Below are 12482 nucleotides of genomic sequence, written 5' to 3'. Positions count from 1 at the left end.
TCTCGCCGCACCGGCCGAAAGCCCAAGTACATCCAGTACGAGGGCTTCCGGCCGGCACGACGAGAGCACGCACCGGACGCCGCTCCTTGACGGGCTAACGTTGCCTGCCGCGGCACTGGTTTCTAGGCCGCCGGGCCCGGGTTGGCCAGGGCCTGGGAGAGTTCGGCCGCCACCTGCTGCAGGACCGGGACGATGCGTTCCGTCGCCGATTCCGTGACGCGGCCCGCCGGGCCGGAGATGGAGACGGCCGCCGCGGTGGGGGAGTCGGGCACGGACACCGCGAGGCAGCGCACGCCGATCTCCTGCTCGTTGTCGTCGACCGCGTACCCCGTGCGCCGCACGTCCGCGAGCGCCGCGAGGAAACCCTCCGGAGTGGTGATCGTCTTCTCGGTCGCGGCCGGCATGCCCGTACGGGCGAGCAGCGCGCGCACCTCGGCGTCCGGGAACCCCGCGAGCAGCGCCTTGCCCACCCCCGTGGAATGCGGCAGCACCCGCCGCCCCACCTCGGTGAACATCCGCATCGAGTGCTTCGACGGCACCTGCGCGACGTACACGATCTCGTCCCCGTCGAGCAGCGCCATGTTCGCCGTCTCCCCGGTCTCCTCGACCAGTCGCGCCAGATACGGCCGCGCCCAGGTGCCCAGCAGCCGGGACGCCGACTCGCCGAGCCGGATCAGCCGCGGACCGAGCGCGTACCGGCGGTTGGGCTGCTGACGGACGTACCCGCAGACGACCAGCGTGCGCATCAGCCGGTGGATGGTGGGCAGCGGCAGCCCGCTGCTCGCGGACAGCTCGCTCAGCCCGACCTCGCCGCCGGCGTCCGCCATCCGCTCCAGCAGGTCGAAGGCGCGCTCGAGGGACTGGACCCCTCCGCCGGCGGACCGGGCGGAGTCGGAGGTGCTGGCGCTCGACGTCGGCACGGCGCGTTCCTTTCGACACTGGCGGGAGGAGCTGAAGCCTACCCGGCGGTCGGTTGACTCCCCGGTCGTGCGTAGCTACGTTCTGCTTGCTGGAATTATATTTCCACTTCATGGAAACCTCCAGAGTGGCGACGGCGGAGGCACTCTGAAGAGGGGCGCCCTTGACGGCTCGCGAGCCGGGAGGGAAGACTCCTTCAACAGAACGTTGAATTCCGTTACGTGGAAGTAAACGGCGGCAGAGAGGGGTCCGGGTGTCCGACGCTGAACTGGTGTTGCGCTCGACGCGTGTCATCACTCCCGAAGGGACACGCGCCGCCTCGGTCGCCGTCTCCGGCGGGACGATCACGGCCGTCCTGCCGTACGACGCCCCCGTCCCCGCGGGGGCCCGCCCGGAGGACCTCGGCGACGACGTCCTGCTGCCCGGCCTGGTCGACACCCACGTGCACGTCAACGACCCCGGCCGCACCCACTGGGAGGGCTTCTGGACCGCCACGCGCGCGGCGGCGGCCGGCGGCATCACCACCCTCGTCGACATGCCGCTGAACTCCCTGCCGCCCACCACGACCGTCGACCATCTGCGCGTCAAGCGGGAGGTCGCCGCCGACAAGGCGCACATCGACATCGGCTTCTGGGGCGGCGCCCTGCCCGACAACGTCAAGGACCTGCGCCCGCTGCACGACGCCGGGGTCTTCGGCTTCAAGGCGTTCCTGTCCCCGTCCGGCGTGGACGAGTTCCCGCACCTGGACCAGGACGGACTGACCCGGTCCCTGACCGAGATCGCCGGCTTCGGCGGTCTGCTCATCGTCCACGCCGAGGACCCGCACCACCTCGACACCGCGCCCCAGCAGGGCGGCCCCCGCTACGCCGACTTCCTGGCCAGCCGCCCCCGCGCCGCCGAGGACACGGCCGTCGCCGCCCTGATCGACCGGGCGAGACACCTCCACGCCCGCGTGCACGTCCTGCACCTGTCCTCCAGCGACGCGCTGCCGCTGATCGCGGCCGCCAAGGCGAACGGCGTGCGCATCACCGCCGAGACCTGCCCCCACTACCTCACCCTCACCGCCGAGGAGGTCCCCGACGGCGCCAGCGAGTTCAAGTGCTGCCCGCCCATCCGTGAGGCCGCCAACCAGGACCTGCTCTGGCAGGCGCTCGCCGACGGCACCGTCGACTGCGTGGTGACGGACCACTCCCCGTCGACGGCCGACCTGAAGACCGGCGACTTCGCGACGGCCTGGGGCGGCATCTCCGGCCTCCAGCTGAGCCTCGCGGCGGTCTGGACCGAGGCCCGCCGGCGCGGGCACGGCCTGGAGGACGTGGTCCGCTGGATGTCGGCGAACACCGCGCGGCTCGTGGGCCTGGAAGCCCGCAAGGGCGCCATCGCGGCGGGCCACGACGCCGACTTCGCCGTCCTCGACCCCGACGCCACCTTCACCGTCGACCCGGCCGCACTCCAGCACCGCAACCGCGTCACCGCGTACGCCGGCCGCACCCTGTACGGCGTCGTGCGGTCCACCTGGCTGCGCGGCGAACGCATCGTCGCGGACGGCGAGTTCACCGCACCGAAGGGCACCCTGCTCACCCGCACCCCCTGACGCGACCCGCACCGGCCGATCCCGAAAGGCACACCCCGTGGCAGCGATACCGACGTTCACCGGCGACGCGAACCCCTACGGCGGCGGCGACCCGTACGCGGACTACCGCACCGCCGACTTCCCCTTCACCCACCTCGCCGACCTCGCCGACCGGCAGCTCGGCGCCGCCGTCGTCGCCGCCAACGACGAGTTCTTCGCCCAGCGCGAGAACCTGCTGCTGCCCCATCGCGCCGAGTTCGACCCCGAGCGCTTCGGCCACAAGGGCAAGATCATGGACGGCTGGGAGACCCGCCGCCGCCGCGGCGCCTCCGCCGACCACCCGTGGCCCACCGCCGACGACCACGACTGGGCGCTGGTCCGCCTCGGCGCCCCCGGGGTGATCCGCGGGATCGTCGTCGACACCGCCCACTTCCGCGGCAACTACCCGCAGGCGGTCTCGGTCGAGGGCACGTCCGTCCCCGGCACCCCGTCCCCGGAGGACCTCCTCGGCGACGACGTGAAATGGACGACGCTCGTCCCGCGCACCCCGGTCGGCGGCCACGCGGCGAACGGCTTCGCCGTCTCCCTCGAACAGCGCTTCACCCACCTGCGCGTCAACCAGCACCCCGACGGCGGCATCGCGCGCCTGCGCGTGTACGGCGAGGTCGTCCCCGACCCCGCGTGGCTCGCGCTGCTCGGCGCCTTCGACGTCGTCGCCCTGGAGAACGGCGGCCGCGCCGAGGACGCCTCGAACCGCTTCTACTCACCTCCGTCGAACACCATCCGCCCGGGCCGCTCCCGCCAGATGGACGACGGCTGGGAGACCCGCCGCCGCCGCGACCGGGGCAACGACTGGATCCGCTACCGCCTGGTCGCCCAGTCCGTGATCCGCGCCGTGGAGATCGACACGGCGTACCTGAAGGGCAACAGCGCCGGCTGGGCGTCGGTCTCCGTCCGCGACGGCGACGACGGCGAGTGGACGGAGATCGTCCCCCGCACCCGCCTCCAGCCCGACACCAACCACCGCTTCCGCCTCCCCACCCCCACCGTCGCCACCCACGCGCGCGTGGACATCTACCCCGACGGCGGCATCTCCCGCCTCCGCCTGCACGGCACCCTCACGGACGCGGGCACCACCGCGCTCACGGCACGGAACCAGGAACTGGGCGGCTGACCTCCGCTACTGTGAACACCCCGTCGGGATACGGGGTGTTCACGGGGAGGCGTGATGGCGGTCCTGCTGTACCACCCTTCGGTGAGGCCGCCCACGGAGGTCCTCCACCAGGCACTGCTGTACTGGGACGGGATCGGCTCGGTCGTGCCGGCGGATCCCGAGGTCTACGAGGTCGCCGTCTCCCCGGAGCTGAAGGATCTGCGGGAACGGGGTCTGTACAAACCGCTGGCGCTGACCGAGCGCTACCTGGACCTCCTCAGGGACCCCGACGACGTCCTCTCCTGGCTGGAGCCCGAGGAGCGGCGCTGTGCCGCCTCCCTGGCCCTGAGGCAGGAACTGCGGCGCCTGGCGGCGAGCCCCCACCGGCCCCCGCTCTCGTCACCGCCCGAAGCCTTCCTCTACGAGTCGAAGATGAGCAGTTGGCTGCCCAGGGAACTGGGGCGGCTCGGTCTGGCCACCCCGCTCGACCCGCACTCCTGGAAGGTGGGCGTACCGCACCGGGTCCAGGAACTCGTCGTCGGCGCCATGGCACGCGAACTCGCCCGGCACGCCGACGGCTCCTACACCCCGTACACCGACCGCCCGGACGCCCACCGCCTCTCCCTGAGCGCGACCCGGCTGTCGGTGGCCGCCTGGGAGATGGAGATCGGCCGTCTCCTCCCCGTGCCCGCCCCGGGAACGGGGACCGCCGAGGTCCTCGCCTTCCGTGCACGCCACGCCGACGAACGCGAGCGCCTGATGCGCGCCCTGCACCGGCTCCTCGGCGACCTCCGCCGCGACTACGAGCATCCCGCCGACGTCCTCGCCCATCTGCGCCGCGAGGTCGAGCAGTCCGTCGAGGACTACCGCAAGGCCGCGCGGAGCAGCCGTATGGCCTGGGTGGAGCGGTCGGTGACGGTGACCGTGGCGCTCGCGGCGGCGGCCGGCAGCGCCGTGCAGCCCGGTCTGAGCTGGGTCCTCGGGGCCGTCGGCGGCTACGCCCTGAACGTGGCCACCCGCGAGATCCGCCCCCTGGCGCGGGCCCGCGACGACCACGACTTCAGCTACCTGCACAGGGTCCGGGAGACCCTGGCCTGACGTCTCACGCCGCGTGCCCGCCGTCCACCGCGAACTCCGCCCCCGTCACGTAGTCCGCCCCCGCCAGGTGGGCCACCGTCGCCGCCACCTCCTCCGTCCGTCCGAAGCGACCCAGCGCCGTCATCGCCGCCTGTCCGGCCGCGTACGGGCCGTCCGCCGGGTTCATGTCCGTGTCGACCGGTCCGGGGTGCACGATGTTCGCCGTGATCCCCCGCGGCCCCAGCTCCCTGGCCAGCGCCTTCGTCAGCCCCACCAGCGCCGCCTTGCTCATCGCGTACAGCGTCCCGCCGGGCCCCGGCACCCGCTGGACCATGCACGAGCCGACGGTGATGATCCGCCCCCCGCCCGTCATCCGCCCGGCGGCGGCCCGCGAGGCGAGGAACACCCCGCGGACGTTCACCGCCAGCACCCGGTCGACGTCCGCGAGCGCCAGCCCCTCCACCGGCCCCAGCACACCCACCCCCGCGTTGTTCACCAGCACGTCGAGCCCGCCGAGCGCCTCCGCCGTCCGCGCCACGGCCCCGGCCGCCTCCTCGGGGTCCCCGGAGTCGGCCCGCAGGGCCACCGCCCGGCGCCCGAGGGCCTCCACGGCCCGTACGACGTCCACGGCCGCCTCCTCGCCGTTCACGTACGTCACCGCCACGTCCGCGCCCTCCCGGGCCAGCCGCAGAGCCGTGGCGGCACCGATGCCACGGCCACCGCCGGTCACCAGGGCCACCTTGCCGCGCAGAGTTCCGTAAGTCGTTGTCATGGGTCCATCCCACCGGCCCGCACCCCCGCGTGCTGGCGGTCGCCGGACGCCGACCTCGGCTCACCCCCCACCGAGCGGAACTCTTCCCTCCACCTCCCGCGTTCTCCTTCCGTGACCCTTCAGCAAGAAATCGTCGGCAACGCCATGCAGATGGCGGTCGTCAACCTCGCCCCCGGCCAGACCGTGTACTGCGAAGCCGGAAAGTTCCTGTTCAAGACCACGAACGTGACCATGGAGACCCGTCTGAGCGGCCCCTCGGGCGGCGGCGGCCAGCCGGCGCAGAACGGCGGCGGCGGCAGCGGCATGGGCGGCATGCTCCGCCAGGCCATGGGCACCGCCATGCAGGTCGGCCAGCGCGCCCTCGCGGGCGAGTCGCTGGCGTTCCAGTACTTCACCGCCCAGGGCGGCGAGGGCACGGTCGGCTTCGCGGGCGTCCTGCCGGGCGAGATGCGCGCCCTGGAGCTGAACGGCACGCGCGCGTGGTTCGCCGAGAAGGACGCCTTCGTGGCCGCCGAGTCCACCGTCGACTTCGGCATCGCCTTCCAGGGCGGCCGTACCGGCATGAAGGGCGGCGAGGGCTTCGTCCTGGAGAAGTTCACCGGGTACGGCACGGTGATCATCGCCGGCGCGGGCAACTTCATCGACCTGAACCCGGCCGACTTCGGCGGCCGTGTCGAGGTCGACACCGGGTGCGTGGTCGCCTTCGAGGAGGGCATCCAGTACGGCGTCCAGCGCGTCGGCGGCCTCAACCGCCAGGGCCTCATGAACGCCGTCTTCGGCGGTGAGGGCCTCTCCCTGGCCACCCTGGAGGGCAACGGCCGGGTCATCCTGCAGTCCCTCACCATCGAGAGCCTCGCCAACGCCCTGAAGAAGGCCCAGGGCGGCGACAAGCAGGGCCCGACGGGCGGACTGTTCTCGACGAACGCGGGCTGAGCCGGGCGCACCGATGAGTTGCGGGCACCGGCGGGGTCTGAGGTGATGACAACAGACCCCGCGCCAGAAAGCAGGCACCCGCCATGGGCAAGCTCGTCTCCACCATCTTCGTCACCCTCGACGGCGTCTACCAGGCCCCCGGCGGCCCCCAGGAGGACACCCGGGACGGCTTCACGCAGGGCGGCTGGAGCTTCGCGTTCGCCGACGAGGGCTTCGGCGGCTTCGTCAACGAGGTCTTCGACGGGGTCGGGGCGTTCCTCCTCGGCCGCCGGACCTACGACATCTTCGCGTCGTACTGGCCGAAGGTGACCGACCCCGCCCACCCGGTGGCCGGCAAGCTGAACGCACTGCCGAAGTACGTGCCCTCCGCGACCCTCACCGACCCGCGGTGGGCCGGCACCACGGTCCTCGGCGGCGACCTCGCCAAGGAGGTCACCGCGCTGAAGGAGACCACCGACGGCGAGCTCCAGGTGCACGGCAGCGGCGCCCTCGTCCAGTCGCTGCTGGCCCTCGACCTGGTCGACACGCTCCATCTGCTGACCTTCCCGGTGGTCCTCGGCACCGGCCTGCGCTTCTTCGCCGAGGGCGCCGTCCCGACGGCCTTCCGGCACACCGCGGGCCGCGTCACCGGAGCCGGCGTCTCCATCCAGACGTACGACTTCGCGGGCCGCCCGAACTACGGCTCCTTCGGCCCCCCGGAAGAGGCCTAGGACAGACGCCCCCGACGGGCCGTTCGTGAAGTTAACTCGGTGAAAACTCATGGGACTTGACGGGAAAATCTCCGGAGTTGTCATTGACATGCCAGGGTCTACGCGCGTCATCATGAGGGCATGAGATTCCCCCCACGCATCACTCGCGTCGGCGCCGCCGCCGCTGTCCTCTCCGCCCTGCTCGTGGGCGGCACCGTCACCGCCACTCCCGCGGCCGCCGCGGTCGGCAGCGTCTGCTACGGCGACCTGCCCTCCCAGGCGTACGACACGCTCGAACTGATCGAGCAGGGTGGCCCCTTCCCGTACTCGCAGGACGGATCCGTCTTCCAGAACCGGGAAGGCGTCCTGCCCGCGCAGTCCACGGGCTACTACCACGAGTACACGGTCAAGACGCCGGGCTCCTCCACCCGCGGCGCCCGCCGTGTCGTCACCGGCAAGAAGACCGACGAGGACTACTACACGGCTGACCACTACGCGACGTTCGACCTGATCGACTACGACTGCTGAGTCACCCCACGGACCAGCCTCAGGAACGGCGCAAGCGCACCACCCCCGCCCCGCGGCCATCCCCCACGCACCACGGCCGCGGGGCGAGGCGTGTCCCCGCCCGAACTCGCCCTCCCCGTAGGGGAAAAGAACGCCATATTGGGTAAGTATCAGGTTATGGGAGTGTTTCTGATCACAGGTGCCGGTTCCGGCATCGGAGCGGCCCTGGCCGCTCATTTCGCCGCGCGGGGGCACGAGTTGTGGCTGCTGGCCCGGGACGGGTCCCGGGCCAGAACGCTGCGGGCGCGGTTCCCCCGGAGCCGGACCCTGGTGGCGGACCTGGCCGCGCCGGGCGCCCTGCGCGCCCGGCTGGAGACACAGGCGCTGCCCCCGCGGCTGGACTCGCTGCTGCACGTGGCCGGTGTGGCCGAGTCGGGGCGGGTCGGTGAGGCCGGCGCCGAGGTCTGGGAGCGCACGCTCGCGGTCAACCTCGTCGCTCCGGCGGAGCTCACCCGGCTGCTGCTGCCCGCGCTGCGGGCGGCCCGCGGACAGGTCGTCTTCATGAACTCGGGAGCGGGCGTCCACGCGCCGCCGCGGCTGGGCGCCTACGCGGCGTCCAAGTTCGGACTGAAGGCGCTGGCCGAGACCCTGAGAGCGGAGGAGTACGAGCACGGCGTCCGGGTCACCACCGTCTATCCGGGCGAGACCGACACACCGATGCAGGTCCGGCTGCACGAGCAGTTCGGGCTGCCGTACGCACCGGAGGCCCATATGAGCCCGGCCTCCGTGGCCGCCGCCGTCGTCACGGCGCTCGGTCTGCCGAGGGACGCGACGATGAGCGATCTGATGCTGCGTCCGGGCTGCTGAGCCGGTTCCCGCCCAGGCCGGGCCCGTCGTCGTCGGGCCCGGCCGCACCGGTGTTCCAGATGCCCACCAGGTCGGCGTAGAACGGGACCTGCGCCAGCAGGGCGTCATGTGTGCCGACCCACGCGCGCCGCCCGTCCAGGAGGAGCACCCGGTCCGCGCGGCGGGCGAGGGCGAGCCGGTGCGCGAGGGTGACGACCGTGCCGGGCCGCCGCCGGAACGCCTCCTCGACCCGCTGTTCGGCCTCGGCGTCGAGATGCCGTGTCGCCTCGTCGAGCACGACGAGCGCGGCGGGGGAGAGATGCACCCGCGCCAGCGCGACGAGCTGCCGCTCGCCCGAGGACAGCCCGGCCGGGTCCACCTGGCCGTCGAGCCCGCCCAGCCGTCGTACGACCCGGCCCAGGCCGAGTTCCTCCACGGTGCGGGCGACGGCCTCGTCCGGGGCGCCGGGGGCGAGTTGGGTGAGGTTCTCCCGCACCGTCCCGGCGAACACATAGGGGTTCTGCGGCAGCAGGGCCCGGGCCCTGCCGAGCTCGTCCCGGGTGATCCGGTCGAGGGGCACGCCCCCCAGGGTGACCCGCCCGCGGTCGGGCCGGAGCATCCCGGTGAGGACGTCGGCCGTCGTGGACTTCCCCACGCCGGAGGGGCCGACCACGGCCAGATGGTCACCGTGGGCGAGGAGGAGATCGAGACCGTCGAGGACCGGCTCGGCGTCCGGGCCGTAGGCGAAGGTGACGTCCGACAGCACGACCGATCCGTCGGCCGGCCGGAGCGCGGGGTCGGGGTCCTCGGGGGGCCCGGGGTGGCGCGCGGCCCCGGCGAGCCGCTCCGCCGCCACGGACAGCCGCAGCCAGGAGGCGCCGACGCCCTGCACCAGCAGCCGGACGGCGGGTTCGAGGGTGGACAGCACATAGCTGAGCACACCCACGACGTCGCCCGGTGTCATACCGCGGTCCACCAGGCCCGGCGCGGCGAACACCACCAGCAGCAGCGGGCTGTGCGCGCCCAGCGCCACGATCAGCCGGCGCACCGCCGCGACGGTCGCCAGCTTCCGGGAGGCGCGCAGGTGGGCCCGCACGGCGTCGAGCACCTCGTGCTCCGCCCGGTCGTGGGTGCCGGTGGCGACGATGTCGCGCAGGGCCCCGACGGTCGCGACGGTCTCCCGGGCGAGCGTCTCCTCGGCCTGGAACGCCGCATGCTGGCGCCGGACGGTCACCGGCGCCAGGACGGCGAACACGCCCAGCGCCACCACCAGCGGCACGGCCACCAGCGGTACGGCGGCCGGGGCGATGAAGGCGGTGCCCACGACGACGGCCCCGACCGTCAGCACGAACTGCCAGACGAGCATGAGCTGTCCGGCGAGCGCGTCACGGACCGCCTCCACCTGCCGGGTGAGCTGGGCCACCGCGACGGCGTCGACACCGTCCCGCCGGGCGCCGCGCCCCACCGCACGGCGCAGCGTGCCGGTGACGACCTCGCCGAGCAGACGGTCCCGCAGCGGCTCGACGATCTCGGCCAGCCAGGGGTAGGTCTGCCGGCTCGCCCAGGCCCCGCCCAGGGTGCACAGGGCGAACACCGCCAGGCCCAGGGCCGCCGTCCGGGGGCGGTGCGCCAGGAAACCCTCGTCGACGGCGAGGGCCAGGGCCTTGCCGGAGACGAGGGCGGGAGCGGCCGACACCAGCGTCCACCAGGCCAGCCGGAGCGCCGCGGCCCGGCTGTGGGTGAGGGCGCCCCGGACCAGGTGCAGGGCGGCGGCGCTGGTGGTGAGCGGCGCCGTGACCGTCGTACGAGAACCCGGGTCCCCGTCGGGGCCCGGGTGCGGGTGCGGGTGAGGGCGCGGTCGGGGGGCGTCGGCGGTGCCGTGGGCCTGGGCCATGCGTGCCAGTCCTTTCGTCCATGGTCCGGTCCGGTCCGCATCCGGCCGTACGGGCCTTCAGTCCCCGGATTCCCCGGGCCCGTCGGCGTCCCCCGTGCCGGTGAAGATGCGGCGGTAGGCCGGTGTGCGCCACAGGTCCCGGTGGGGGGCGACGGCCCGGATGCGTCCCGCGTCCAGCCAGGCCACCGCGTCCGCCCGGGCCGCCGTCGACGTCCGGTGGGTCACGATCAGCCGGGTGCGGTCCCCGTGGGAGGCGGCCACGGCGTGCAGCACCGCGGCCTCGGTGGCGGTGTCGAGGCTGGAGGTGGCGTCGTCGAGGACGAGCAGCCGGCAGTCGCGGGCCAGGGCGCGCGCGAGCCCCACCCGCTGCCGTTGCCCCCCGGACAGGGGCGCGTCGGCGAGGGGGGTGTCGTAACCGGAGGGCAGCCGGCGCACGAAGGTGTCCGCCTGCGCCGCGCACGCGGCCCGGCGGGCGTCGGCGGCGCGGACCGGTTCCGCGGCGGCCGTGAGGGCGTCGAGGACGGTGACCCCGGTCAGCACGGGGTCACCGAAGGCGTAGGAGACGGCGCCCCGCAGGTCCGCCGGACGGATCTCGTCCAGCGGCACGCCGTCCAACAGCACCAGGCCCCCGTCCGGGACCAGCAGCCCGCCGGCCACCGCGGCCAGCGTGGAACGGCCCGACCCCGAACTCCCCACCAGCGCGGTGCAGGTGCCCGCCGGGAGGACCAGCTCCAGCCGGTCCAGGACGGCCCGTCCGGACCGCCGTACGGTGACCTCACGGATCTCCACCCGTCCGGGACCCGGCGGCAGGGCGCGCAGCCCGACCGGCCCCCGGGGGGCGTCGAGCACCTCGGACACCCGGGCCTGTCCCGCCCGGGCGCGGGCGAGGTCCAGCAGGCTCTGCGCCGTGCCGAAGCCGCCGAGCCCCAGCGCGGTGTAGCCGAGCGCGGCGATCAACTCGCCCGTGCTGAGCGCCCCGGTGGAGAGTTCGTGTCCGGCGACGGCGAGCACGGTGATCTGGGTCGCCGGGGCGAGCAGACCGGTGGACCAGGCGACACGGCGCTGACTGTCCCACAACGCGCGTCCGTGCCGGGAGAGTTCGGCCACCGGCCGCAGCACGCGCTCGATCTCCTGCTCGACGGTTCCGGCGGCGGCGATGGTGCGGCTGCCCGCGAGGGCGTCCAGCAGCCGGGCGGCCACGGCGGCCTGCGCGCTCTGGTAGCCCGTGCCGCGCCGTACGGTGCGCCGCAGCTGCCGGCGCAGCAGCAGCCAGCCGGCCGGGGCGGTCACCAGGAAGGCCGCGGCCAGTTCGGGGGCGAGCAGGGCGAGGGCCACCACGGCGCCGCTGGCCATGGCGAGTTGGGCGACCGCGTAGACGATCGCCTGCCCGGCCAGCCCGGCCTCCGCGGTGCCGGCGGTGAGCCGGGCCACCAGGTCGCCGGTCGCGGTCTGCCGCGCGGGGTGGGGGCCGCCGGCCATGATGTGCCGCACCAGGGCGGCGCGCAGCCGGGCCGTGGTCTCGGCGGTGGCGCGCGGTCCCGCGTACTGCGCGGCGGCCTCCGCCACCGTGAGCAGTCCGACGACCGCGGCCAGCGGGACGACCCCCGCGCCGCCGCCACCGGCGAGGGCCCGGTCCACGGCCCGGGACACGGCGGCGGGCAGGAGCAGCGCGGCCAGCGAGCCGGCCGCCACGGACAGCGCGAGCGCGGTGGGCCACCACAGTCGGAGTACGGTGGTGGTGAGGCCGTGCCGCATACGGGGCTCCTGCGGGAGAGGGACGGACGGTCCGAACGGGTGGCACATGAGCGCCGGCCCGGGCTCTAGCTCAGCCCGGGCCGGCTCTGTTCATCCGGCCCTCCGGTCACCCGGCCGTCCGGTGGTGGGGCGCACCGGCCCCGGGAGTGCCGACTACAGGCACAGCAGGGTGCTGACGGTGCTGTTGGTGCAGTTCACCGCGGAGAGGGAGCTGATCACCGACATGTACTCGGTGGTCTCCTCGACGGTCTCCAGGGCCTGCAGGCTGAGGATGGACATGGTGTACTCCTGTCACTTCGGTTGGTGCTTCTGCTTCCCGGCGGTCGCCGGAAACTCTGGGCTGCGAAGGGTGGTTCGCAGAGGGG

Annotated in this window: 12 protein-coding genes; 7 read left to right on the top strand and 5 right to left on the bottom strand. The window is 73.8% G+C overall.

Annotation, left to right across the window (positions count from 1 at the left end; genetic code table 11):
* Positions 1-122 precede the first annotated feature (122 nt).
* The gene (locus ABZ464_RS05730) at positions 123-920 is read right to left on the bottom strand and encodes an IclR family transcriptional regulator (protein ID WP_359271412.1); all 798 of its coding nucleotides are present in this window, start codon (positions 918-920) and stop codon (positions 123-125) included.
* Positions 921-1171: 251 nt separating this feature from the next.
* Between ABZ464_RS05730 and allB the strand changes: the two genes are divergently transcribed.
* Genes allB through ABZ464_RS05715 form a run of 3 tightly spaced genes read left to right on the top strand, consistent with a single transcriptional unit; the run spans position 1172 to position 4742 of the window.
* Entirely contained in the window at positions 1172-2512 is a 1341-nt protein-coding gene (gene allB, locus ABZ464_RS05725) for an allantoinase AllB (RefSeq protein WP_359271409.1), read from the top strand.
* A 37-nt stretch (positions 2513-2549) separates the two neighbouring features.
* Entirely contained in the window at positions 2550-3665 is a 1116-nt protein-coding gene (gene alc, locus ABZ464_RS05720; protein ID WP_359271406.1) for an allantoicase, read from the top strand.
* Positions 3666-3719: 54 nt separating this feature from the next.
* Complete coding sequence (locus tag ABZ464_RS05715) at positions 3720-4742, top strand: DUF6236 family protein (RefSeq protein ID WP_359271404.1); 1023 nt, start codon at positions 3720-3722, stop codon at positions 4740-4742.
* Between the two features lie 4 nt (positions 4743-4746).
* On the opposite strand, the gene ABZ464_RS05710 is transcribed toward ABZ464_RS05715, so the two are convergent.
* Complete coding sequence (locus tag ABZ464_RS05710) at positions 4747-5493, bottom strand: SDR family oxidoreductase (RefSeq protein ID WP_359271401.1); 747 nt, start codon at positions 5491-5493, stop codon at positions 4747-4749.
* A gap of 111 nt (positions 5494-5604) precedes the next feature.
* On the opposite strand from ABZ464_RS05710, the gene ABZ464_RS05705 reads away from it, so the two are divergent.
* The 4 genes from ABZ464_RS05705 to ABZ464_RS05690 all read left to right on the top strand — a co-directional run bounded on the left by ABZ464_RS05705 (position 5605) and on the right by ABZ464_RS05690 (position 8489).
* Positions 5605-6426 (top strand): AIM24 family protein, encoded by an 822-nt coding sequence (locus ABZ464_RS05705; protein ID WP_359271399.1) that lies wholly within the window; start codon positions 5605-5607, stop codon positions 6424-6426.
* 83 nt (positions 6427-6509) lie between these two features.
* Entirely contained in the window at positions 6510-7136 is a 627-nt protein-coding gene (locus tag ABZ464_RS05700) for a dihydrofolate reductase family protein (protein WP_359271396.1), read from the top strand.
* A gap of 120 nt (positions 7137-7256) precedes the next feature.
* A complete protein-coding gene (locus ABZ464_RS05695) occupies positions 7257-7643 on the top strand; it encodes a ribonuclease domain-containing protein (protein ID WP_359271394.1) in 387 nt (128 codons plus the stop codon).
* 156 nt (positions 7644-7799) lie between these two features.
* Positions 7800-8489, top strand: a complete 690-nt coding sequence (locus tag ABZ464_RS05690; RefSeq protein ID WP_359271391.1) for an SDR family oxidoreductase — start codon at positions 7800-7802, stop codon at positions 8487-8489.
* On the opposite strand, the gene ABZ464_RS05685 is transcribed toward ABZ464_RS05690, so the two are convergent.
* From ABZ464_RS05685 to ABZ464_RS05675, 3 genes are all read right to left on the bottom strand, one after another.
* Positions 8425-10362 carry an ABC transporter ATP-binding protein gene (locus tag ABZ464_RS05685; RefSeq protein WP_359271388.1) on the bottom strand — a complete coding sequence of 646 codons (1938 nt, stop codon included), beginning with the start codon at positions 10360-10362 and terminating at the stop codon, positions 8425-8427. The two genes, ABZ464_RS05690 and ABZ464_RS05685, sit on opposite strands and share 65 nt — an antisense overlap.
* A gap of 57 nt (positions 10363-10419) precedes the next feature.
* Complete coding sequence (locus ABZ464_RS05680; protein ID WP_359271385.1) at positions 10420-12117, bottom strand: ABC transporter ATP-binding protein; 1698 nt, start codon at positions 12115-12117, stop codon at positions 10420-10422.
* Between the two features lie 153 nt (positions 12118-12270).
* Entirely contained in the window at positions 12271-12396 is a 126-nt protein-coding gene (locus ABZ464_RS05675; RefSeq protein WP_359271382.1) for a SapB/AmfS family lanthipeptide, read from the bottom strand.
* Positions 12397-12482 lie beyond the last annotated feature (86 nt).

The organism is Streptomyces sp. NPDC005820 (assembly GCF_040630255.1).
Lineage (GTDB): Bacteria > Actinomycetota > Actinomycetes > Streptomycetales > Streptomycetaceae > Streptomyces.
Note: the sequence above shows the minus strand (reverse complement) of the source record. Positions and strands in the feature narration are given on the sequence as shown.